At 68.6% G+C, this 22,369-nt stretch carries 20 protein-coding genes; 12 read left to right on the top strand and 8 right to left on the bottom strand.

Going from position 1 to position 22,369, the window contains the following annotated elements; all coding sequences use genetic code 11:
* Positions 1-401 precede the first annotated feature (401 nt).
* Both NLX85_RS18705 and NLX85_RS18700 read left to right on the top strand, forming a co-directional pair.
* On the top strand, positions 402-2,363 hold the full coding sequence (locus tag NLX85_RS18705; protein WP_254336835.1) for an amino acid transporter: 1,962 nt from the start codon (positions 402-404) through the stop codon (positions 2,361-2,363).
* Positions 2,364-2,461: 98 nt separating this feature from the next.
* On the top strand, positions 2,462-2,902 hold the full coding sequence (locus NLX85_RS18700) for a hypothetical protein (protein WP_254336833.1): 441 nt from the start codon (positions 2,462-2,464) through the stop codon (positions 2,900-2,902).
* Between the two features lie 112 nt (positions 2,903-3,014).
* On the opposite strand, the gene NLX85_RS18695 is transcribed toward NLX85_RS18700, so the two are convergent.
* Positions 3,015-3,818 (bottom strand): DUF1206 domain-containing protein, encoded by an 804-nt coding sequence (locus NLX85_RS18695; RefSeq protein WP_254336831.1) that lies wholly within the window; start codon positions 3,816-3,818, stop codon positions 3,015-3,017.
* Positions 3,819-4,069: 251 nt separating this feature from the next.
* On the opposite strand from NLX85_RS18695, the gene NLX85_RS18690 reads away from it, so the two are divergent.
* Positions 4,070-6,094 carry a beta-propeller domain-containing protein gene (locus NLX85_RS18690; protein WP_254336829.1) on the top strand — a complete coding sequence of 675 codons (2,025 nt, stop codon included), beginning with the start codon at positions 4,070-4,072 and terminating at the stop codon, positions 6,092-6,094.
* Between the two features lie 100 nt (positions 6,095-6,194).
* The gene (locus tag NLX85_RS18685; RefSeq protein ID WP_254336827.1) at positions 6,195-7,073 is read left to right on the top strand and encodes an endonuclease/exonuclease/phosphatase family protein; all 879 of its coding nucleotides are present in this window, start codon (positions 6,195-6,197) and stop codon (positions 7,071-7,073) included.
* Positions 7,074-7,433: 360 nt separating this feature from the next.
* Here NLX85_RS18685 and NLX85_RS18680 read toward each other — a convergent pair whose 3' ends face one another.
* Positions 7,434-8,078, bottom strand: a complete 645-nt coding sequence (locus NLX85_RS18680; protein ID WP_254336825.1) for a TetR/AcrR family transcriptional regulator — start codon at positions 8,076-8,078, stop codon at positions 7,434-7,436.
* Positions 8,079-8,362: 284 nt separating this feature from the next.
* On the opposite strand from NLX85_RS18680, the gene NLX85_RS18675 reads away from it, so the two are divergent.
* From NLX85_RS18675 to NLX85_RS18660, 4 genes are all read left to right on the top strand, one after another.
* The gene (locus tag NLX85_RS18675) at positions 8,363-8,902 is read left to right on the top strand and encodes a carboxymuconolactone decarboxylase family protein (RefSeq protein ID WP_254336823.1); all 540 of its coding nucleotides are present in this window, start codon (positions 8,363-8,365) and stop codon (positions 8,900-8,902) included.
* A gap of 39 nt (positions 8,903-8,941) precedes the next feature.
* A complete protein-coding gene (locus tag NLX85_RS18670) occupies positions 8,942-9,595 on the top strand; it encodes a nitroreductase family protein (protein WP_254336821.1) in 654 nt (217 codons plus the stop codon).
* Positions 9,596-9,717: 122 nt separating this feature from the next.
* Positions 9,718-10,113, top strand: a complete 396-nt coding sequence (locus tag NLX85_RS18665; protein ID WP_254336819.1) for an MmcQ/YjbR family DNA-binding protein — start codon at positions 9,718-9,720, stop codon at positions 10,111-10,113.
* 157 nt (positions 10,114-10,270) lie between these two features.
* Complete coding sequence (locus NLX85_RS18660; RefSeq protein WP_254336817.1) at positions 10,271-10,747, top strand: peroxiredoxin family protein; 477 nt, start codon at positions 10,271-10,273, stop codon at positions 10,745-10,747.
* A 193-nt stretch (positions 10,748-10,940) separates the two neighbouring features.
* On the opposite strand, the gene NLX85_RS18655 is transcribed toward NLX85_RS18660, so the two are convergent.
* The 3 genes from NLX85_RS18655 to NLX85_RS18645 form a co-directional block, all read right to left on the bottom strand.
* Positions 10,941-12,266 (bottom strand): Nramp family divalent metal transporter, encoded by a 1,326-nt coding sequence (locus NLX85_RS18655; protein ID WP_254336815.1) that lies wholly within the window; start codon positions 12,264-12,266, stop codon positions 10,941-10,943.
* Positions 12,267-12,731: 465 nt separating this feature from the next.
* Positions 12,732-13,640, bottom strand: a complete 909-nt coding sequence (locus NLX85_RS18650) for a ferritin-like domain-containing protein (RefSeq protein ID WP_254336813.1) — start codon at positions 13,638-13,640, stop codon at positions 12,732-12,734.
* Positions 13,641-13,849: 209 nt separating this feature from the next.
* Positions 13,850-14,542 carry a tyrosine-type recombinase/integrase gene (locus tag NLX85_RS18645; RefSeq protein ID WP_254336811.1) on the bottom strand — a complete coding sequence of 231 codons (693 nt, stop codon included), beginning with the start codon at positions 14,540-14,542 and terminating at the stop codon, positions 13,850-13,852.
* A 462-nt stretch (positions 14,543-15,004) separates the two neighbouring features.
* Here NLX85_RS18645 and NLX85_RS18640 point away from each other — a divergent pair, with 462 nt between their 5' ends.
* Both NLX85_RS18640 and NLX85_RS18635 read left to right on the top strand, forming a co-directional pair.
* Positions 15,005-16,174: a low temperature requirement protein A gene (locus NLX85_RS18640; protein WP_254336809.1), complete on the top strand. Its 1,170-nt coding sequence runs from the start codon at positions 15,005-15,007 to the stop codon at positions 16,172-16,174.
* A gap of 907 nt (positions 16,175-17,081) precedes the next feature.
* Positions 17,082-17,384: a DUF2267 domain-containing protein gene (locus NLX85_RS18635; RefSeq protein WP_254336807.1), complete on the top strand. Its 303-nt coding sequence runs from the start codon at positions 17,082-17,084 to the stop codon at positions 17,382-17,384.
* A 399-nt stretch (positions 17,385-17,783) separates the two neighbouring features.
* Here NLX85_RS18635 and NLX85_RS18630 read toward each other — a convergent pair whose 3' ends face one another.
* Positions 17,784-18,509: a hypothetical protein gene (locus tag NLX85_RS18630; RefSeq protein WP_254336805.1), complete on the bottom strand. Its 726-nt coding sequence runs from the start codon at positions 18,507-18,509 to the stop codon at positions 17,784-17,786.
* A gap of 215 nt (positions 18,510-18,724) precedes the next feature.
* Entirely contained in the window at positions 18,725-19,081 is a 357-nt protein-coding gene (locus NLX85_RS18625) for a nitroreductase/quinone reductase family protein (RefSeq protein WP_256566969.1), read from the bottom strand.
* Positions 19,082-19,443: 362 nt separating this feature from the next.
* On the opposite strand from NLX85_RS18625, the gene NLX85_RS18620 reads away from it, so the two are divergent.
* Positions 19,444-20,430, top strand: coding sequence for a serine hydrolase (locus NLX85_RS18620; RefSeq protein ID WP_254336801.1), 987 nt, complete (start codon positions 19,444-19,446; stop codon positions 20,428-20,430).
* Between the two features lie 292 nt (positions 20,431-20,722).
* Here the strand turns inward: NLX85_RS18620 and NLX85_RS18615 are convergent, their stop codons facing one another.
* Positions 20,723-21,220: a GNAT family N-acetyltransferase gene (locus NLX85_RS18615; protein ID WP_254336799.1), complete on the bottom strand. Its 498-nt coding sequence runs from the start codon at positions 21,218-21,220 to the stop codon at positions 20,723-20,725.
* 261 nt (positions 21,221-21,481) lie between these two features.
* Between NLX85_RS18615 and NLX85_RS18610 the strand changes: the two genes are divergently transcribed.
* Positions 21,482-22,369 carry an ABC transporter substrate-binding protein gene (locus tag NLX85_RS18610; protein ID WP_254336797.1) on the top strand — a complete coding sequence of 296 codons (888 nt, stop codon included), beginning with the start codon at positions 21,482-21,484 and terminating at the stop codon, positions 22,367-22,369.

Raw genomic sequence — 22,369 nt, 5'->3', positions numbered from 1 at the left:
CGCAGCCTCGACGCCCTGGGGCAACCAGTCAGCAGCCCCGCTGCGACCGGGAACGCCACTACTGCCGCGGGGTCGTCTGCGCCTCCGTCGGCCACACCGACGGTGTCGAGCGTGCTGGCGACTGGTCGAAGCCGGCCGAGGACCCGAAGGTCCGTACGGGTCTCGGCCTGCGAGGGGTCAAGGGCGTCGGCGTATGAAAGGCGTGAAAGAAACGGCGGTACGCGTTAAATCGGCGTAGCAGCGGCCGTCGATCCGGCCTGCCGGCCCGATCATGGGCGACGGAACGTCGTGGTCGACCGGGCGATGGTCCGGTAGCCGTGCGGCAACGCCTGGGTCTCTCCCGGCCAGCAGGTACGTGCAGGGCCCACTCTCCCGGCGACGGGAGGAACTGGGGAGGCACCGTGAGCGTCGACGTGCGGGACCGGGTACGAGAACGGAAGAAACGCCCGCTCAGCGGCTGGCTGCTGGCCGACACCTCCGCGCGGCCCGCCCGGACCGAAGGTCCCCACGCTCGACCGCCGGAGCACCACCACCACAGCTGGTGGAAGGTCATGTGTCTCACCGGCGTGGACTACTTCTCCACCCTCGGCTACCAACCCGGCATCGCGGCGCTGGCCGCCGGCGTGCTGTCTCCGATCGCGACCCTGGTACTGGTCCTGGTCACCCTGCTCGGAGCGCTGCCGGTCTACCTGCGGGTCGCGCACGACAGCCCGCACGGCGAGGGTTCCATCGCGATGCTGGTGAAGCTGCTGGCCTACTGGCAGGGCAAGCTGTTCGTGCTGGTGCTGCTCGGCTTCGCCGCGACCGACTTCATCATCACGATCACCCTGTCGGCAGCCGACGCCACCGCGCACATCGACGAGAACCCGTTCTGGCCGGACAGCCTGCGCGGCCACCCGGTGATCATCACGCTGCTGTTGGTGGCGCTGCTCGGCGGGGTATTTCTCAAGGGGTTCACCGAGGCGATCGGCATCGCCGTCGGGTTGGTCGGCGTCTACCTGGCGCTCAACGCGGTCGTGGTCGGCGACGCGCTCTGGCGGGTGCTCACCCATCCCGCCATGATCGGTGACTGGACCATCGCACTGACCGCCCAGCACGGCGACCCGCTGCTCATGGTCGGCATCGCGCTGCTCGTCTTTCCCAAGCTCGCGCTCGGCCTGTCCGGTTTCGAGACCGGCGTCGCGGTGATGCCGCACGTCACGGGCGACCCGGAGGACACCGAGGAGAAGCCAACCGGGCGGATCCGGGGCACGCGGCGGCTGCTCACCACCGCCGCTGTGATCATGAGCATCTTCCTGATCGCCAGCAGCATCGTCACCACCATCCTTATCCCGGCCGACGAGTTCAAGCCGGGCGGGCCAGCGAACGGGCGGGCCCTGGCGTACCTGGCGCACCAGCACCTCGGCGAGGTGTTCGGCACCATCTACGACCTGTCGACCATCGCGATCCTCTGGTTCGCCGGCGCCTCGGCGATGGCCGGCCTGCTCAACCTGGTCCCGCGCTACCTGCCCCGCTACGGCATGGCCCCCACCTGGGCCCGCGCGGTGCGACCGCTGGTACTGGTGCTCACCGCCGTGGCGTTCCTGATCACGGTGATCTTCGACGCCAGCGTCGACGCCCAAGGCGGCGCCTACGCCACCGGCGTGCTCGTGCTGATCACCTCCGCCGCGACCGCAGTGACGCTCTCCGCCCGGCACCGACGCCAGCACGGCCGCACCGTCGCGTTCGGGATCATCACGGTGATCTTCGTCTACACCACGATCGCGAACATCGTCGAGCGGCCCGACGGCGTCAAGATCGCGGCCGCCTTCATCGCCGGTATCATCGCGGTGTCGCTGCTATCCCGGCTGTTCCGGGCCTTCGACCTCCGGGTCGACACGGTAGAACTGGACGCCACTGCCCGGCAGTTCATCACTGACTGCGCCCGGCGGCGAATTCGGCTCATCGCCCACGAGTCGAGCACGGGGAACCCGGCCGAGTACCGCGACAAACTCGCGCAGATCGTCAAGGACAACGATTTCCCCGCCGGCAGCGACGTCATCTTCGTCGAGGTCACCGTCACCGACCCGTCGGACTTCGAAACCGAGTTGCACGTCAGCGGGACGATCGTGCACGGCAGATACCGGCTGCTCCGGCTGGCCAGCTCGTCCGTGCCCAACGCCCTCGCCGCGCTCCTGCTGCACATCCGCGACCTCACCCACCACCGCCCGCACATCTACTTCGAGTGGACTGAGGGAGACCCCGCCGGCAACTTCCTGCGCTACCTGATCTTCGGTCAGGGTGAGATCGCTCCCGTCACGCGGGAGATCCTGCGCCGGCAGGAACCCGACCCGACTCGGCGGCCCCACGTCCACACCGGCTGACCCCGCGCGGACGCCTCCGACAGACCGGGCCGCAAGACCCTGCACCTGGGCCACGCATGGGGCGAGCATCAAGGGGCACGAGGACCAGGAGAAAGCTCATGGCTAACAGCGACACCCGTCCCGCCCGACGGCACCGGCACGCCAACCGGCCGCCGGCCGTGGTCAACCGGCTGATCCTGGCGGTCCTGCGTTCCCGGCGCCTGCACGGCCTGCTCGACGGGCAACTGTGCGAGGTGCGCTACCGCGCCGCCGACGGGCGGCCGGTCAGCCTGCCGGTGCTCTATGCCGCAGCGGAGGAGCAGTACGTCGTGCTCGTCGGCGACGCCTCGGACAAGCGGTGGTGGCGACACTTCCGCCGGCCAGCCGAGGTGCAGCTGTGCCGGGGCGGACGGTGCCGCGCCGGCCTCGGCCGGGTGGTCTCGCCGGACGATCCGGCATTCGGCCCGGCCGCGCAGGCGTACGCCCGGCGGCACGGCGTGCTGGTCGGCCTGGACGACCGGCTCCTGGTGGTGGACCTGCCCGCGGCGGCGTCCGCCTGACCGCCCACGCGGACGCCGCAACGCGGTCACGGTCGGAAGCGGTAACCCGGTAGCTGGGTGGTGCTCACCGACCTCGGTTACCTCGCCGCCTGGCCCGGCCTCCGCTGAGCGGTCAGACCTTGCGGTAGCGGGCCTCGGTCAGCGCGAACAGGCCGTACGCCGCGAAGCCGACCGCGATCACGAGCAGCAGGCCGGTGCCGTACGCCTCGCCGGCCAGCGTCCGCAGCGCCGCGTCGAGTCCGCGTGCCTTGTCCGGGTCGTACCGCCATGCCGCGATGACGAACAGCGCGCCGGCGCTCCCGTACGCCAGGCCCTTGGCCACGAAACCGGTCGCGCCGAGCCGGCGCACGAGCCGCCGCGTCCCGGCCGCCATCTCGCCGACCCGCAGGTGCTTCTCGAAACGCCCGGTGAACCCGACGAACGCCAGCCATCCGCCGATCCCGGCCAGAATCAGCCCCGCCGTGATGACCGTGACCCGCCCGCCGCTCGAGGCGAGGAGACCCTCGGCGGTGTCCTGCTGGGTGTCGGCGCTCGACGACTTCTTGCCGCGCAGCACCTTGATCCCGCTGAAGGCAAGGTAGAGGTAGAACGCGGCCCGGCCGGCCGACGCCATCCGCTCGCTCAGCAAGCGCCCCCGGAACATCTCCAGCACCTGCCAGACTGCCATGGCCACCAGCCCGACGACGATCGCCAGGATGAGCGCCAGCCCGAACGGCTCGTCGGCGATCTCCTGCATGGCGCCCGATTGGTCGCGGTCGGCGGTCGGCCCACCCGAGGCGACCCGCGCGATCACCCAGGCGAAGAGCAGGTGCAGGATTCCGTAGCCGATGAAGCCGGCCCGGGTGAGGTGCTCCAGGCCAGGGTTGTCGGCTGCGCGGGAGACGGCGCCGCGAGCCCGCGAGGACAGCGATGACATGCGCCGACAATCACCATTCGCGGCTCCGGCGAAACCTGCTCGCCGTCGCGGTACGGCCGGTCTCGAGCTCGCCACCACGCTCGCCGTCCGGGGAAGTACCGCTGCACCCCCAGCCTGAACAGGGGACGAATCGAATATCGCTCCGCTCGGCGGCTGTCGTGTTGCGGGTCGTGGTTCAGGTCAGCCGCAGCGGCCTCATCCCGATGCCTCCGCCCGGGGAACCCGGCCTACGGCAGACACGTCCTAGGGGCATGACAGGCAGCAGCGTCCCCCTACAGCATCGAACGACCGGCGTTCCCCGGGTGATGGGGCTGGCCCTGGTCGCCAGCCTGTCGCTGATCAGCGGGTGTACGGCGGAGGTGGTTCCCACGCCACGACGGGACGGGGGAGTGCCGGCCGGCGGGTTCCGGCTCGTCGCGTTCGACTCCTGCGGGCAGGCGATGCGGCAGCTCAAGACAGCAGCCAAGGCGTACGTCGGGCCCTGGGGGTTCGGGCCGGGCGGGGACTTCCGTACCTTCGGCCGGGCGGAACAGGCCGGAGCGCCCGCAGCGGCCAAGCAGGCGGACGCGGCGCCCGAGGCCAACGCGGCCGGAGCCGGAACCCCCGGCCACTCGGGCACGAACACACACGAGGCCGGGGTCGACGAACCGGACCTGGTCAAGACCGACGGCAAGCGGATCGTCAGCGTCACACGGGGCAAGCTGTACGTGATCGACCCGGCCACCCGGCGGCTGACCGGGGAGTTGGAGCTGGCGCCCGGTGCCGACGGCTGGACCGACGGCAGTCTCCTCCTCCACGGCGACCGGGCGCTCGTGCTGCTCCGCGAGGGGTGGGCCGCGATCGCGAAACCGGCCGTCCCCGAGGGGCGGCCCGCCGCAGCCGGTCCGACCCGCGGCGACATCGTCGGTCCACGCCTGGTCATGGTCGACCTCGCCGGGGCGCCGAAAATCATCGGGGAGTACCGGATCGACGGCAGTCTGGTGGACGCCCGCCAGGTCGGCACGACGGTCCGGGTCGTGGTCCGATCCGCGCCCCGGCTGACCTTCCCGCACCCGGAACGGGCCACCGACGCGCAGCGCACCGCTGCCAACCGCGAGATCATCGACAGGTCCACGGTCGACGACTGGCTGCCCCGGTACGAGGTCACCTCCGGGGAAAGAACCAGCACCGGACGGGTCGGCTGCGAACGGGTGAGCCGGCCGGCCAGCTACTCCGGTACCTCGCTGGTGACCGTGCTCAGCTTCGACCTCGCGGCGGCCATGCTCGGCGCCGGCGACCCAGTCACCGTGATGGCCGACGGCGACACGGTCTACAGCACCGGAGACCGGCTGTACGTCGCCAACGACCAGCGCTGGCGAGTGCTGCCCATGCTCACCGCCCGCAACGTCGCACCCGATCCCAAGGACGAGACCACGGAGATCTACCAGTTCGACACCGGGGGAGCGGGCGCACCGCGGTACGTCGCTGCCGCCACCGTTCCGGGCTGGCTGGTCAACCAGTACGCCATGTCGGAGTGGGACGGGCATCTGCGGGTCGCCACCACTCGTGGCCGTACCTGGGGCACCAAGCCCGACTCGACGTCCAGCGTGTACGTCCTGCGCGCCGACGGCTCGACACTGACCCAGGTCGGCACGGTCACCGGACTGGGCACGGGGGAACGGATCCACGCCGTACGGTTCGTCGGCGGCAGCGGGTACGTCGTCACGTTCCGGCAGACCGACCCGCTCTACACCGTCGACCTGCGGGATCCGACCGCGCCCAAGGTGAGCGGGGAACTGAAGATCAACGGGTATTCGGCGTATCTGCACCCGGTCGGCGAAGGACGGCTGCTCGGCGTCGGGCAGGAGGCGACCGACCAGGGCCGGGTCCAGGGCACCCAGCTCTCGCTCTTCGACGTCGCCGATCCGGCCGCGCCGAGCCGGATCGCGCAGTACCACGTCCGGCAGGGGCACTCCGAAGCGGAGTTCGACCCGCACGCCTTCCTCTACTGGCCGGCCGAACGCCTGGTCGTGGTCCCCCTGACAGTCCACGACTCGGGCGCCGTGGGCAAGCCGGGCCTGCCGAGCAGTGTGGCGCTGGCGTTGCGGGTCGGCGACGGCGGATTCACCGAGGCCGGCACCGTCGACCACGCATTCGGCGGCGGACGTCCCGGGGACGTGGTGATGATCCGGCGGTCACTGGTGGTCGACGGCGTGCTCTGGACCGTGTCCGACGCCGGCCTCAAGGCGACCAGCCTCACCAACATGAAGACCCTCGGCTGGCTGCGTACGGCGTGACCCCGCGTCCCGGCGAAGAAACGTGCGGATCACTCGATGTAAGTGAGGTATTCGCTCCCCATTGAATCCGATGTCGCGGCGGTGCCGACAAGCTCCACGCATGCGCATTCCACGAGTGTTCGTCTCGCTCGTCGCCCTCGCTGCGGTGACAGTGGCCCTGGCCTCGCCGGCCACAGCTGCCATGCCCGGCGATCCGCTCCAGCCGCAGGCTCCCGATCGACCCCTGCGTGTCATGACCTTCAACATCCATCACGCTGCCGGCACCGACGATGTCCTCGACCTGTCCCGGATCGCCCAGGTGATTCGGGACAGCCGGCTCGACGTGGTCGGCCTCCAGGAGGTCGACCGGCACTACGGTGCGCGCAGCAACTTCGTCGATCAGGCCTCCTGGCTCGCCCGCGAGTTGAACATGCACGTCGTCTACGGCGCCAACCTCGACCTCGATCCGCTCTCCCCAGGCCAGCCGCGCCGCCAGTACGGCACCGCGATCCTGTCCAACTTCCCGATCCTGGACTGGGACAACACGTACCTGCCACGGTTCGCCAACCACGAACAACGCGGACTGCTGCGGGCCCGGATCAACGTGCGAGGCGCGCCGGTGCAGGTCTACAACACCCACCTGCAACACAACGACGCCGCCGAGCGGGTCGCCCAGGCGCAGGCGATAACGCAGCTCATCGGCACCCCCGAGGAGTCCGTCGTCCTGGTGGGGGACCTCAACGCCACGCCGGCCGCGCCCGAGATCCGCACCCTCGTCGAGAACCTTGTCGATGCGTGGGAGGCAGCCGGTGCCGGCGAGGGTCACACGCACCCCGCCGAGGACCCCACCCACCGCATCGACTACATCCTGCAGTCCGGCGACGTCGTCGCTCGTACCATCGCCGTCGTCACCTCTCCGGTGGCAGCCACCGCGTCCGACGACCTGCCGGTGGTCGCCGACCTCGCTCTGCCCGGGCAAAAGGTCGGCATCGGCGGCTGAGCGCCCGGGGGCCGCCGCTGGACCACGGAGCCGTCGCACATCTCGTGGCCTTTGCGGTAACGCAGTACCAGCCATCGATGCGAAGCCGGGCTTCAGGGCCGGGGTCTGCGGCGCCTCGACGGCGACAACCGTCGCCGGGGCTTTCCCGCCGGTCGCCTGAGTTGCTGGCAACGGCCTTGGTCACCGTTGACGCCTGAGGGGTAAACGGATTCGGAAGCGGTCACGCCTGTGCGGAGGGACGTGGTGCGGCCGTCGGATTCTGCTAACAGAGCGGACGCCTTACGCGTGCCGACATGGTCGTCTTACCAGGTCGCCGGACCTACTTCCGCGCTCCGAAGCCCGAGGCGCGGATGCGCCGCGTCAGCTCATGTGCTGGTCGTCAGACGTCACGAACGTCTGCAGATGGTCAACCGCCGCAGAGAGCGCGTCCTGCAGGGGGCCGATGTCCCGGGCGACCTGAGCGAGGAGCATGCCGCCTTGATACGCCGCAAGGAACATGTCGGCGAGCCGCGCGGGGTGGGCGGACGCGTCGATGCGGCCGAGTTGCCGCATGCGATCAAGCCCCATGCGGAAGATCTCGCGCCACTGGGCGAACACCTCCGCGAGCCGGTCGTGCACTCCGAGATCGGTCTTGACGATCTCGCCCGCGAGCGAGCCGAGGCTGCAGCCGGCCTCGAACGGACGTCCCGAGAGGACGTAGAAGTCTGTCCAGTCCTGGAACGCCTCGACGGTGTCGAAGCCGGCAAACCGTTCGCTGCGATGGAAGCCGAGGACGCTGTCGGCCTGCCAGTCGATGACTGCCAGGACGAGGCTTTCCTTGGTGGGGAAGTAGTGACTCAGCTGCGATCCACTCACACCTGCAGCGCGGCGGACGAGCTCGTTGTTGGTTGCGTGAACCCCTTTGGCGTAGATCAACGCCGCCGCGTGCTCCAGTATCCGCTCGCGCGTGGCGTGGCCCCTGGGAGTCAGCTTCCGGGCCGCCTCCGCCCCCTTGTCCGCCTGCATGTAATCGACGTTACACAAACTGGGCTTGGAAACCCACTCTTGGGTGTTCACCCCGAAAACTTTGGACCAGACAGTCCAGAGGCTTTATGCGATGGCCATGTGCGCCAGTATCCGCTCGCGCGCGTTGCCTGGCCCTGGGAGTGAGCTTCCGACCTGCCTACCCTTGTTGTTCACCTGCATGTAATCGACGTCATACGAACTGGGCTTGGAAACCCACTTCCGGCGGTGTTCACTCAAGCGAACGGACGAAAAAGTCCAGTAAGGTCACCCGGAGGTTCATCACCATGTCCCGCCTGACCGCTCCCGCGCGCGCCGACATCGACGCGAAGACGCAGGGCGCCCTCGACGCCATCGCGAAGCAGTTCGGCTTCGCCCCCAGCATGTTCACCACGCTCGCCGCGAACCCGACCGTGCTCGAGATCGTGATGGGCCTGCAGGGCAGCATCGCGAAGCTCCTGGACGCGAAGACGCGCCACACGATCGCCCTCGCGGTCTCTCAGTCGAACGGCTGCCACTACTGCCAGGCACTCCACCGTTTCATCTCGTCGAACCTCGGCGGTATGTCGGCGGAGGAGATCGAGCTCGCCCGCATGGGCACGTCCAGCGACCCGAAGCGCGCCGCCGTCGCGAAGTTCGCGCAGCACGTGATCGAGACGCGTGGCCAGGTCAGCGACGACGACCTCGCAGCGATCCGCGAGGTCGGATATCTCGACCCGGAGATCCAGGCGATCGTCACCATCGTGGTCGTCACCCTGCTCACGAACTACCTCAACAACGTCAGCGACGCCGTCGTCGACGTCCCCGGCGCCGACCAGTCGGCCTGACCTTCCTCTCCACCCGCCGTTCAAACGAAGGAAAGCACGATGTTGAATCTCGACAAGCTGATCACGAAGCACCTCACCCGCTACTTCGACCCGAGCAAGAGGATCCCGGAGGAGACGTTCCAGCAGCTGCTGCGTTACCTGCGCACCTCGCCGACGACGATCAACATCCAGCCGAACCGTTTCCACGTGCTGGAGACGCAGGATGGCAAGGACAAGCTCGCGGACGCACTGATCGGCCGCTTCGCGGACAACGCGGAGAAGGTGCGCAACGCGTCGCACGCCATCGTCTTCACGACGCGCAAGGACATCCCCGACACGCACCTGCAGGAGATCTTCGAGAAGGAGCGCGCCGACGGGCGCTTCGCCGACCCGGAGATCCAGAAGGGATGGGAGGCGGGCGCCTCCAACTTCGTGGAGATCCAGACAAAGAACTATGGCGGGAACGTGCTCCACTGGCTTGAGAAGAACACCTACCTCGTCGTCGGCGCCACGATGATGGCCGCCGCATCCCTCGGGGTGGACGCGACGCCGATGGAGGGCTTCGACCGCAAGACCGTGGACGCGGCCTTCGACCTGACTGACACCGACTACACGACCACGCTGCTTCTGGTGCTCGGCTACCCCGACGAGGCTCGGATCTCCCGCCAGCCGGTCTCGCGGTTCGACGCAGAGAAGATCTTCACGCACATGTGACGGACGGGGCGGACATCGGACCGCGGTGCCGGCCCCGTTCACTTCGACTCGGTTGCCCGGCGTCCGCACCTCCTCAACGGAGGCTGGGCAGTCGACCCCCTGAGGACTTCGAGGAGGTCAAGATGCAGATTGATAAGGCAGCGCAGGATCGAGCCGCGGCCCGCGCCGCCGAGCTTCCCGGCTCCGAGCACACACACCAGTTCACCGGCGACTGGGAGGTATGGAAAGTCGGCGGCAAGGTGTTCATGCTGCAGACGTCCATGCCCGGCGAGCCCGTCGTGATCCTGAAAGCTGATCCAACCGACGCGGAGGCGCTCCGCGCAGCTCACGCGAGCATCTCGCCCGGCTACCACATGAACAAGAAGCACTGGATCACAGTGCGGGCGGGTGCGGACGTCGAGCCCGCGCTGGTCGACAATCTCGTGACCGAGTCGTACCTCCTCGTCGTTGCCGGCCTGCCGAAGCAGAGCCGTCCCGTCAATCCCGCTTCGTTCCGCGTCCCGCCCTCCGCCGACTGATCACGCTGACGCCGACCGCGCCCAGAGCGCCGGGCGGTCAGCCTGGTGGACCTCGTCGCTGTCATGTCCGTCACGACAGCTTAACTGGACCTGTCGGTCCAGTTTTCGTGGCGTTGACTCAATCGTCATCGTGGACCGGCTGACAAGGAGGCGCACCATGGCTCGACTCGACAACGGCCAGACCTTCCCGACTCTCGAGGTGCCCCGTACCGGCGGGGGCACCCTCCGGCTACCCGATGAGTGCGCCGGGCATTACGGCGTCGTACTGATCTACCGGGGCTCCTGGTGCCCCTACTGCACCGCTCAGCTCGCGGCGTTCCAGCGCGCCACCGACACTCTCACTGCACTTGACGTCCGGGTCGCCGCACTCTCCGTCGACGACGAACCCACCACCAAGGCGCTGGTCGACAAGCACCACCTCGCGTTCCCCGTCGGCCACAGCGCGGACGCCGAGCAGGTCGCCGCCCTGACCGGCGCGTACCTCAACGACGACCGCCGTCACCTGCAGTCGACCGGCTTCGTCCTCGGCCCGGACGGCTCCGTACTCAACGCCGTCTACTCCAGCGGTGCCATCGGCCGCCTCGTACCGGAGGACGTAGCCGGTCTGGTGCGCTTCCTGCGCTCCCGCGCCTGACCTCATGGCCCCGCCGCAACCGGCCATGCTGGCGTGCTTGCACAGACGCCCCATCAGATGCCGTCACGGCGTAGCTGCCGGTGCACCCGGTCCACGCCGCAGGTACACCTCGACGCCTGCCGAATCTCGTGATCGTTGGACAGCAGGCCGAGGCGGCGCTGTGACCCCGACCGGGAGCTGGCTGGCCCTGGGGCTAGCCGAGGACCGTGACGTACAGCAGGTACACGTTCAACACGATGATCACTGCGGCGATGCCACCTGCCGCCGCCGTGGTGGCCCGGCTGTTGACGAACGAGCCCATGATGTCCGCGCGCCGGGTGAGCAACAGCAACGGGACCAGAGCGAAGGGGATGCCGAACGACAGGACCACCTGCGAGACGACCAGGCTGTCCGTGGCCGGCAGGCCCAACCCCAGCACCAGCAGTGCCGGGAGCATTGTCAGCCCGCGCCGGACGAACAGCGGGATGCGCCGGCGGATGAAGCCCTGCATGACGACCTGCCCGGCGTAGGTACCCACGCTCGACGAGGACAGTCCGGAGGCGAGCAGGGCCACGGCGAACGCGAGGGCCGCGCCGCCACCGACGAGGTGGCCGAGCCCGGCGTGGGCGGCCTCGATCGAGTCGACGTCGGCATGGCCGGTGCGGTTGAACAGCGAGGCCGCGATCACCAGCATGGACAGGTTGATCACACCGGCCGCGCCGAGCCCGACAACCACGTCGATCCGCTGGAAGCGCAGCAGCTCGTGGCGCTCGGCGTCATCCCGGCAGGCCACCCGGGCCTTCGTCAAGGCGGAGTGCAGGTACACCACGTGCGGCATCACGGTCGCGCCGATGATGCCCGCCACGAGCAGCAGGCTGTCGTTACCCGCGAGCCCGGGAACCATCCCGTCGGCGACACCGACCGGGTCGGCGCCGACCACGGCCAGGTCATAGAGGAAACCGAGAACCACGATGCAGAGCAGCCCGACGATGGCTAGCTCGAAGCGCCGGTAGCCGCGCTGCTCCAGGCCGAGGATCCCGAAGGCGACGACCGCGGTGATCAGCCCGGCCGGGAACAGCGGTACGCCGAACAGCAGATTCAGCCCGACCGCCGCGCCGACGAACTCGGCCAGGTCGGTCGCCATCGCGATCACCTCTGCCTGGACCCACAGGCCCCGGGAGACCGGGCGCGGCAGGTGCTCGCGGCACAGCTCCGGCAGGTCACGCCCGGTCGCCACGCCAGCCTTGGCCGACAGGTACTGCACCAGCATGGCCATGAGGTTGGCCACCACGATCACCCAGGCCAGCGTGTACCCGAACCTCGCGCCGGCGGTGAAGTTGGTGGCGAAGTTGCCGGGGTCGATGTACGCAACCGCTGCCACGAACGCCGGACCGAGCAGCGCCAGCACCCCGCGCAGCCGCCCGCGGGAGCGCAGCAGCTGCAGCTCGCTCAGCTCGGTGACGGGTGCGGCGGGCTCGGTGACGGGTGCGGCGGGATCGGTGACGGCCGGTGATCGGCCGTCACCGATTACGGGGCCCATGCCTCACCCGGACCGACGGCCCGAGCCCGAGCGGCTGCGGCGTACGGGAGTCCGGCGACGGCTGTCGCAGCCCCTCGTCCAGCGGCCCGAACTGGGTCATCGGCGACCGAGTGCCATCCCACGGTGTCTGCTCTCGAACGACCGGCGTGTTCGTGGTCGGCAGCAGGCCGGCCACCGAGGCGCCGTTCTGCAGCGCCGCGCGTGCCACGGGTGGTGGGTCGACGACACCCATCTCGATCACTGTGCCAAAGCTGCCCTGCGGCGCGTCGAACCCGTCGGTGGATCGCGTGGAGTTCGAGGTGCATCATGTGCTTTCTATCCTGGTCGTTGCCCGGCGGTGACGGCGGCGATCCGGTGCCGCTGAGGTGGGGTCTGGCGCTGGCCGTGTGCTGGGCGCACGGGCCCGGTACGAGCCTGGGAACACGTGCCGCAGTGCGCGCCGGGACTGCGGCGATGGCCAGGTGACTAGCTGGCGGCCCCGCCGCTCATCGTGATGTCGCCGTTGAGGCCGGAGGGATAGAAGCCGCCGGAGTTCGCCGGGCTCGCGTTGAGGTACACGATATTCAGGACCGACTGGGCCGAGCGGCCGTAGGTGATGCCGTTGGCGTCGTTAGGAATAAGGTTCGCCTCGGCGCTGGTGCCGATACCCTGGTCGTCGTCGACCGGTCCGTCGAGACTGTTGCGGGCGTCGGAGAGTTTCTGCACGCCCGCGAAGACGGCATCGTCGATCATGCCTTCGTTGTAGAGCGCGTGGCGGACGATCCCGGCGTGGTACGCCTCCGTGGCGAGCATACCCGCGGCAGCGTCCAGGTACGTCTTGTTGGACAGCAGCGGTGCCGCTCCTTTGAACGCGGAGACGCCGACGTCCTCGAACAGGAACGCGGCGAACAGGAAGTTGAGATCGTTGGCGTACGGGTCGAATATTTCGCCCGACTTGATGAGCCCGGCCGCGGTGGCCGCTGCGGTGAAGCTCGTGTCAAGAGAGATCGCCGGACGGGAAACGGCGTGCTCCCCGAGGGCGGACCGCAGGAAGGCCACATGCTGCTGCTCGTCCGACGCGATCTCCCGTGCGAACTTGCGCACTACCGAGTTGCTGAAGTTGACCATGCCCCCACCGGTCACCTCACCCCGGGTGCCGGTACCGGTGGTCATCTCGTCAGGCAGTCCCTGCCCCGTGGTGGCGCGAAGGTAGAACTCTGCTTCGAGGTATTCGAGGTTGAGGGCGAAGTTCAGGATCGTCGCGTCACTCGGCCCCGAGCCGTCCGGCGATTGCGCGGCAGGATTCGTCGGGTCCGTCATCGACGAGAGCTTCCGTCGATCGTCATCCGACTCCGCGCTGCGCGACACCGCCTCTTTGATGAACTTCTTAACCATGAAAGTCGACCCCTGTTCCGATCCACGACACGCCGGATATTCCATCAATGCCGCCCGTGTGCCATGCGCTACTGCCATCGGCGCTGACGCTAATGCGTGGCTGTCTCGCCCAAGCTCCTTCGCCGAAACTTCATCCGCGGGAGGTGCACGGCGGGGATACCCGCACCACGGCGCGCGCCAACCAAGCGGCCAAGCCACCGGAAGTTCCGTCACCGCCCGGCTGACCGCCGCCCAAGCACGAGCGGGTGTGGCTTCAAAGGTCGGTAGCCAGCCACCAGCCCGGGACACCAGATCGCTGATCGACGTGAACAGCTGCTGACCGCAGCGGCGACAGCAACGGACCGAGACGAAGACGGCCAGGGCGGGCGGCTCACGGACGGTTGGCCGAGGCCGCCGACGACCACCGACTCACGCGGACGGGGCGCGCAGTTCTTGTAAGCGAGATGTCGCCGGTTCGATCCTGTGGGGGCTCCAATTCCATCGGGCGTTTTGGGGCGGTAGCCGCCGCGAGACGGCCCGATGACAGCAACGCTGACGACAATGCGGTTCATGACAGCCGCCCGCCGAGCTTGACGAGCGCCCTGACGCATCGCACCAAAATTGGCGTGAGAACAGACCTTGAGCGTGACCTTCACGTCCGCGTGCCGGGCGATGGCCTGGACGACGTGCGGCGGGACGCCCAGCTCCATCAGCAGCGACGCGACCGTGTGCCGCAGGTCGTGCAGGCGGACACCGGGCAGACCGGCGGTCTCCCGAAGCCGAGCAAACGAGCGGCTGAGTTTGGTCGGCTCCAACGGGGTGCCCCGCTCGGAGGGGAAGACCAGGCCGTGGTCCACCCAGACCTCGGCGAGCGCAGCCCGGACGAGCTTGGCGACGTTGCCGGACATCAGTCCCGTGCGCATGGGTGTGTTGGAGTGCGTCGCGTAGCACCGCATGCACGAACTGAATCTGTCGCGCGCTGGGGGAGCTCTGGCAGCAGCGGCCAACCGAGCAGCGCCGGGCAGCAGGACGCTTCCTGTCCCAGCCAACCCGTGGCGGTTCGAGACCTGGCGCAACGCCGGCGGCTGGCGGGTGTGGGCAGCCGGCCCTCCCCGCCGGGATGTGCAAGTCCGGCAGGACGCCTGCCGTTGAGCCGCCGCTGAACGATCGCATGGGCCATCGACACTGATTATGGTCGATCCCGAAGGCCAGCATGGTGTTTGTGGCAACAAAGGTTGCCGCGCCCCTGACGGCCATGGCGATGCTCCCGGCCGCTGGCGCATCGTCTTGTCGGCACCGGGAGGCGCGGCAGCGTGGTACGACTGCTTCAACGCTGCCACGAAGCCGACAGAACGGGCGAGCCGATGACGACGAGCAGGGCGGGCGTGCTGCTGCGCGAGCCTGAGGATTCGCAGATGGCAACGTTCCTGGAACTGTTCTACGACCTGGCGTTTGTCTTCGCGCTCACCCAACTCTCGCACGCGCTGATCCAGGATCTCACCTGGAGTGGCGCCTTCCAGACGCTGTTGCTGCTGCTGACATTGTGGCGGGTCTGGTTCAACACGGCGTGGATAACCGACAGGTTCGACCCTCAACAACTGGCGATACAGCTGCTAGTCATCGCGACTTTGGTGGGCACCCTGGTGATCGCAATCGCGCTGCCCGACGCGTTCGGCAGGCAAGGCATGGTCTTCGCAGGGGTATTCGTCGCAATATTCATCGGCACCAACATCTTTCTTGTGATCGCCCTGCGGGGCCACGCACCGCGGCGCACCTCCGGGCGGATACTGTTCTGGTACAGCGTGGCCGCGGTGCCGTGGATCGCCGGGGCGCTTTCGCATGGGACGGCGCGTGTGGCGCTGTGGACACTCGCGGTGGCCCTGGACTACGCCGCATACGCGCTTTACTACCCCACGCCGGGGATCGGTCGCACGCCCCCGTCGGATCTGCCGACCATGGGCGAACACCTGTCCGAGCGCTACCGGCAGTTCTACATCATCGCGCTCGGCGAGTTGATCCTGGTCACCGGACTGGCGCTTCGCGGCACCGCCTTCACGCCCGACCGGGCCGCTGCGTTCCTCGTGACGATCTCCACCACCGTGCTGCTGTGGCGGATCTACATCTACCGTGCCGGGGAACTGGCGGCCGCGGCCATCAAAACGGCCCCCGAGCCGGCCCGCCTTGCCGGATCGACGTCATACGCCCACCTGGTCATGGTGGTCGGCATCGTCGTCACCGCCGTCGGCGACGAACTCGTCATCACCCACCCGTTCGGACATACGCAACCGGCCTGGATCGCCGTCATCCTCGGCGGACCCGCACTCTTCCTAGCCGGGCGTGCCGGCTTCGAGTACGCGGTCTTCGCCCGCGTATCGCGGGATCGGCCGATCGGCCTGGTCGTGCTGGCCGCCCTGACACCGGCGATGCTCCTCCTGCCGCCGCTGCTGGTCGCCCTCGCCGCCACCGCAGTCCTCGCCGGAGTCGCCATTTCCGACGCCACTCGCGCTCGATCACATCCAGCCGAAGCACCGTCGCCACCAGGCGCACCACCGTGAAGGCCCGAAGGCAGCTACCGCCCGGTCCGATCCACACAGAATCCCGGCCGGCCGCCGGCTTGTCCGCCGGCATGTCCGGCTCCACGTGATGCGTGACGGCTTCCCGCACGATCGGTCGCCGTTGTTACGCAGAGCTACTTCACCGGGCGGACGGTCCGCCGGAGGCACGCGATGAGGGAGCTCAACGCACGGGATCCGCTCGCCGTCGATGCCGCCCTCGCGCCGAAGCTCGCCGAACTCAGAAGCGCCGTCACCAGTCACCGCAGCATCCGACCCGTACGGCGGCGGCCGGGACGACATCTTCGACCGCAGGGCGCTGTCGCCGGTCGTGTCCGGGGCCGACCGCACCTCCGCTCCACGCCACTCGCCGGACTGCCCATAGTTGTCGTTCGTCGTCGCATCCCCTCGCTGGTTGCCGTGTGACGCCGGCTCAGCCGATCTGCTTGTTGTCCTTCAGCGCACCCCACCCGTGCCAGCGAGCCGGTCAGGACGATCTACGCCGCAGTCCGGAAAACCTCACTCGATCAGCCCGCACTGCGCGCGCTGATCGACGCCCTCATGGACGCCGCGGAGGCGTTTAAACATAGGCGTCCCCCTGTCGGCTACGACCGGGCAAGACCGCGCAAGTGATCATCGCCGGCCGCGCACGCCCTCCCGCCAGGCCCGGTCTGCAGCGCGGGTTGACCTCGTAGCCGCGTTGGCGCGGCCTCGCCAACACCTCTCCCGCTCGTCCCGTCTTGACTGGAATGTCGAGGACGTCGCCGCATGGCGCCGTGGTGATTCGCCCGATGAGGATGAGGCCGGATCACCCCCCGTCCTAGCAGGCTGTCGAAGTACCAGTTCGCTCAACGAAGCGATGTGACGCATTTCAGCCGTTCGACAGGGGCCTGGCCGGAGGGAGAATCAGGTGGAATACGAGGATTTCGTCAACGCAGTGGCGACACGGGCCAAGGTGTCGACCGATCAGGCGGCCACACTGACCGGGGTGACGTTGGAGACGTTGGCGGATCGGATCAGCGCCGGCCAGGCTGAGGACCTCGCCTATCAGCTTCCGGATCGACTTGCCGGTCACCTGAGCAGACCGCTCGGAGGGGAAATGGCCACCTCGTTCCGACTCGACGAGTTCGTGCGGCGGGTGGGGGATCGTCCGGGGGTCGACCGTGCGCTCGCTGGTGCCGGGGTCCGCGCGGTGCTCACCACCCCTCCGTGAGGCCGTTACCCGAGACGAGTTCGAGAACGCCGTGGCCCAGCTCCCCCAGGAGTTCTCGCAGGTGATCGAACCGGTGGGGGGGCCGGTGGCGGGCGGCGCCGCGGCTCGTAGCACGCAGAGTTGAAGACAGGAGCAGTGTGCCGGCGCCTTCCTCAGTTGCGTCCCTAGACGATGGTGCCGTTGGCGATGGTGTGGGCGGGGCGGGCGTCGGTAGACAGTCCAGCGCCGGTACCGAACAGGTTGCGGTGAGCATGGCTGGGCCAGCGGGCTGCGAACCGCAGTCGGGTGCCAGCGCCTGCGTTTGCCGAGCCGCGGTGCACGCGGCGACAGCGGCCGGTGGTGGCAGCGCCGGTTCGGTAGGAGCCGGGCAACGGCGCTGGGTCGTCGGTCAGGTGACCGCTACGCGTGGCGCGGTAGGGCACCTCGCGCAAAGAGTATGCGTTGCCGGATCGGCGACTTCCGGTCGGTGCCGTCGGCCGGTGGGTCGATCCCGCCGACGACGACCTCGACCATGCCGTCGAGGAGTTCCTCCTTGTTGGCCATGCGTTCGTAGAGCGTCATCGGTACGAGGCCCAACTCTTGGGCGAGGTTGTGCGTGCTCACGGAGTCGACCTCGGTGTGGTCGGCGAGCGCGACCTTGCCGACGCTCTTGCCAGCCGATGACGGGGATGCGCACCCGGCTATCCCGGTACCTCGACGGCGGTCACGTCGGCCGCTTCGTCTCCGAAGAACACCCCGGACCGCCGTCACCACCTCCTGCGTGTCGTTCGCCATGGCCGCACGCGCCTGGGCGAGCAGCGCCTCGGGTTCGGCCTGCCGCTGCGGATCGAGGTGGGCCAGCGACTGGTCGATGTCCGGCACCTGCCGTTCGCCTCTTAGTGCGCGGGTGGGTGGTCGGAGGTCCATGAGGTGGCAGAGGAGGCGCATCGGCCGGTGCCCGTAGAGCCGGGTGCCGCTGGGCAGTGCGGGCAGGCCGTAGGTGAGCAGTCGCGTCACGGCGCCGTGGAGCAGCGGGGTCGCCCAGTGGGCGTTGTCGTACAGGCTGTTCGAGGTGGCCTGCGGCAGGCCGAGGCCGGCCATCACCTGGTTGACCTGGTCTGCCTCGGCGTCGGCGACGACGAACACGTGGGGTGAGATTCGGCCTCGGTGGAAGACCTCCGGCGACACACGGCCCATGCTCTACTGGCTCATCCGACCCGACTTCGCTACCCGGCGATTCGACCGAGCCATGTTCACCTGGCGGTGCTGCTGACCGCGGTCTGCGGCAGATCAGTGCGGGGGGCGATACTTCCGCCGCTCACACCAGAATCGTCAGGATTCTCGCTCCGGGCTGCGCGGTGTCAACCGAGCTCGATTTCCACGAGCGGGCTTCCGGCAATCCAGCTCTCCAAGCTTCCGGCCCAGTCCAAGGCCGGGACGATCTCACCGAACACGAGTGCCCGTTCGTCCGGGTCGGTCACGGGGCGCCCCCGGACCTGAAGATCCATGTCGGCCAGATGCAGCGTGAACTCAGGATACGCGAGCACATTGGCGTACCAGTCACGCGATCCCGGGCTCCCCGTGAGCCAGTAGCGGCCACAGGCTCGATAGCGCCATATCTCGATTCTTCTCGACTGACCGCTCCGTCGCCCGGTCGTGGTGATCTCCACAGTTCGCTGCTGCTCCAGCGCCTGCCGCGTCTCGCCCCTAACTGTCATGCACCCATGGTCCGAGCTTGAGTGAGCTTCAGGTCAAGGCCGTAGGCGGTTGGGCGCGCTCTGCGGCAGATGCGGATGCGCGGCGCCCGCTCGCGCTGGACGTGGCGGGTTGTGCTGCTCGTGCTCGGCACCACCCCGCGCACCGTCGACAGCGACCTCATCAAAGGTCTGGTACGCAAAATGGGCCGGCACGGTCCTGCACCTCGACGTCGAGACTCTGCGCCAGGAGGTGGCCGTCTCTCACGACCGAATGTCGCTGCGGCGTGCCGGGCCCGGCCCTCTCACCTGGGCCGTTCCGAAGGCGGAGATTCCGGTATAACGAGGATGCTGTTCCGCTGGCCCGTCGTCCCCTCGGAGTGCCCATGACGATGCAGTTGCGTGACCGTCTCGACGAAACTCTCCAAGCAGGCCAGGTCGGCGGTCTGCATGCTGTGGTGGCGGTTCGCGGTGGTCACACCCTGCTGGAGCACTACGGGGCCGGCGAGGATTTCGCCTGGGGCGACTCGCTGGGCGTCGTCGAGTTCGGGCCCGAGACGCTGCATGACATCCGGTCCGTCACCAAGAGCGTGACCGTGCTGTTGTACGGCATTGCGCTCGGCGAGGGGCTGGTCCCGCCGCCGGCAGAGCCGCTCCTGCCGCTGTTCCCGCAGTACGCCGACCTGGGGGTCGACCCGCAGCCTGCCCGGCTCACCGTCGAGCACGCGCTGACAATGTCGTTGGGCGTGGAATGGCGCGAGGATCTTCCGTACAACAGCCCGGCCAACGCCGAGATCGCGATGGAGCTGGCGCCGGACCGGTACCGGTACATCTTGGAGCGTCCGATTCTTGAGCCGCCGGGCACCCGATGGACCTATTGCGGCGGTGCCACGGCTCTGCTCGGCCGACTGATTGCCGACGGCACCGGGCAGTCGCTGCCGCAGTACGCGCAGGCCGTGCTGTTCGCGCCGCTGGGCATCGGCAGCTCCGAGTGGATGACCGGCGCGGACGGAGTGGCCTCCGCCGCGTCCGGGCTGCGACTCGCCCCCCGCGACCTGGCCAGGCTCGGCGAGCTGGTGCTGGCTGAGGGGGCCTGGGACGGTCATCGGATCGTCCCCACCGACTGGATCCGTACGATGCTCCAGCCACGTCTGCGGACCACCTGGGGGGCGCAGTACGGCTATCAGTGGTACATCGACTCAATCGAGGGCCATCGGCTGGTGGCCGGCATGGGCAACGGCGGCCAGCGCCTGTTCGTCCTGACCGACCTGGACCTCACCGTGGCCGTCACCGCCGGCAACTACGACGACCCCGACCAGTGGCGAACCCCGCTTACGGTGCTGGAACGGGTCATCCTTCCCGCAATGGCTTGACGGCACGGCGCCCTCCGGTCTGGGCATCGGCAGGGCGCCTCATCTGGTCCGGATGCCACCTCGCGCATGCGGTAGCCGTGCCTCATGCTGGAGGAGCAGGCCGAGGGCAATGCAGGCTCGCCCGACCGTGTCACGGTCGGTGCCGCGGCGTGCCTCGCCGTTGGGTCGCACCGCCTGACCGGCCGGGATCAGGGTCGGTCACGGTCGCGAGCGATCCCTAACGACACGATCTGGGCGCCGGTCTACGACTACCCGCTGATGACCGAGCCGCTGATGCCCCCCGCCCGGGGTGTTACGAGGCGCGCGGCAACGCGAGCCAGTCCTGCCAACTGATGTCACGGCCCAGGTAACGGGGCTGCTGGAAGGGCCAGTCGGCCACGATCCAGCGCGGTACCAGCGCGTCGAACGCGCGCTCCAGCTCGCCGCCGACGAGGTCGTCCACCACCCACCAGGAGACCTCGCCGTCGGAGCCGATGCGCTCGGGCGGGTCGATGTAGACGCAGCCGAGGATCTTGGTTTCCTGCTCGTCCAGCAGCGCGTAGTTGAACGACTGGTGCGCGGCGATCTCCTTCTCGTGCCGCAGCAGGTCGATGCGGTTCTGTTCGTAGGTCATCGTCTCTGGCGGCCAAGCCCAGGCCGGACCGAAGATTTCCCACAAGCGCTCTCGGGAGCCCATCACGGCGGGGTAGTCGAGGGGGCTGTCCGCCTCCCGGATCGGCCGTAGATGAAGCGTGGTGTCGGGCACGGGCACGTAAACGGGGTGGACGAAGTCGTCAGGCAGCCAAGTCATTGGGCCGAGGCTACAACCGGTGGGTCCGGGGTGATCCAAAAGGCCGGGAAGCCGACGGCGACCATGCGGCTTCGCCTAGATGGGCCTCAGTTCCTCCGGGCGCTTGGTCCTTGACGTCGGCATAGCCGGCCTTCGTGACCGACGTGGATCACGCCGGTGAGCATCGAACATTTAGGCGCTCACCCCGCAAAGCATTCGGGCTGTTCATGCTGGCCGATCCCGGATAGGGTCCCCGCCATCGTCTCAGGCAGGAGGTTTCCGGTGGTCAGGAAGCGTGCGCTTCGCATTGTCGTCGGTCTCGCCGCACTCTCACTCGCCGTCACGGGCTGCGGACGTTCGACCAGCGGTCAGACGCCGCAGGCCGGTGCCTCCGCCTCGGTCGCCACCGACGCCAAGGCGGTCGACCTGGTCCCGGCGGCTCTCAAGGAGAAGGGTGTTCTGCGGGTCGCTACCGCCGAGGGCTACCCGCCGATGGAGATGTACAAGGAGGGGACCCAGGAGCTGATCGGTGTCGATCCGGAGTTGGCGGCGGCGATCGCCGGGCGGCTCGGCCTGAAGCTGGAGATGACCAACGCCAGCTTCCCCGGCCTGATCCCGGGCCTGCAGGCCGACCGTTGGGACCTGGCGATGTCCTCGATGAGCGACACCGAGGAGCGTCGTAAGGCCGTCGACTTCGTCGACTACTTCCAGGCCGGCGGCGCCATCATGGTGGCCAAGGGCAACCCGGCCGGGGTGAAGGACCTGGCGGACCTGTGCGGCCGCGCCGTGGTGCTGGCCAAGGGCAGCTCCAACCTCGCCATCGGCGAGAAGCAGAACACCTCGTGTGCCAAGAAGATGGCCATCTCGCAGAGCGAGGACGCCCCGACCGGCCTGCTGCAGATCGACGCCGGGCGGGCGGTGGCGACCATCGTCGACTACCCGGTGGCCAAGATGCTGGCCCAGCAGGCGGGCAAGTATGAGGTGCTGGAGGCCCAGTACGAGGCCGGCCCGTGGGGCATCGCGATCGACAAGAAGGACAGCCAGCTGCGTGACGCCGTCCAGCGGGCTTTGCAGGAGCTGATCGACTCGGGTGAGTACGTCAAGCTGCTGGAGAAGTGGGGCGTGCAGGGCAGCGGTGTGCAGGCTGCGACGGTCAACGACCAGAAGTGA

The organism is Micromonospora sp. A3M-1-15 (genome assembly GCF_024213425.1).
GTDB lineage: Bacteria > Actinomycetota > Actinomycetes > Mycobacteriales > Micromonosporaceae > Micromonospora > Micromonospora chersina.
The sequence above is the reverse complement of the archived record's forward strand: the minus strand, read 5'-3'. Positions and strand labels throughout refer to the sequence as shown.

Coding starts and splice junctions, on each gene's coding strand:
- NLX85_RS18700 (WP_254336833.1), top strand. CDS start 2,462: ATGGCTAACAGCGACACCCGTCCCGCCCGACGGCACCGGCACGCCAAC.
- NLX85_RS18695 (WP_254336831.1), bottom strand. CDS start 3,818: ATGTCATCGCTGTCCTCGCGGGCTCGCGGCGCCGTCTCCCGCGCAGCC.
- NLX85_RS18690 (WP_254336829.1), top strand. CDS start 4,070: ATGACAGGCAGCAGCGTCCCCCTACAGCATCGAACGACCGGCGTTCCC.
- NLX85_RS18685 (WP_254336827.1), top strand. CDS start 6,195: ATGCGCATTCCACGAGTGTTCGTCTCGCTCGTCGCCCTCGCTGCGGTG.
- NLX85_RS18680 (WP_254336825.1), bottom strand. CDS start 8,078: ATGCAGGCGGACAAGGGGGCGGAGGCGGCCCGGAAGCTGACTCCCAGG.
- NLX85_RS18675 (WP_254336823.1), top strand. CDS start 8,363: ATGTCCCGCCTGACCGCTCCCGCGCGCGCCGACATCGACGCGAAGACG.
- NLX85_RS18670 (WP_254336821.1), top strand. CDS start 8,942: ATGTTGAATCTCGACAAGCTGATCACGAAGCACCTCACCCGCTACTTC.
- NLX85_RS18665 (WP_254336819.1), top strand. CDS start 9,718: ATGCAGATTGATAAGGCAGCGCAGGATCGAGCCGCGGCCCGCGCCGCC.
- NLX85_RS18660 (WP_254336817.1), top strand. CDS start 10,271: ATGGCTCGACTCGACAACGGCCAGACCTTCCCGACTCTCGAGGTGCCC.
- NLX85_RS18655 (WP_254336815.1), bottom strand. CDS start 12,266: ATGGGCCCCGTAATCGGTGACGGCCGATCACCGGCCGTCACCGATCCC.
- NLX85_RS18650 (WP_254336813.1), bottom strand. CDS start 13,640: ATGGTTAAGAAGTTCATCAAAGAGGCGGTGTCGCGCAGCGCGGAGTCG.
- NLX85_RS18645 (WP_254336811.1), bottom strand. CDS start 14,542: ATGCGCACGGGACTGATGTCCGGCAACGTCGCCAAGCTCGTCCGGGCT.
- NLX85_RS18625 (WP_256566969.1), bottom strand. CDS start 19,081: ATGACAGTTAGGGGCGAGACGCGGCAGGCGCTGGAGCAGCAGCGAACT.
- NLX85_RS18620 (WP_254336801.1), top strand. CDS start 19,444: ATGACGATGCAGTTGCGTGACCGTCTCGACGAAACTCTCCAAGCAGGC.
- NLX85_RS18615 (WP_254336799.1), bottom strand. CDS start 21,220: ATGACTTGGCTGCCTGACGACTTCGTCCACCCCGTTTACGTGCCCGTG.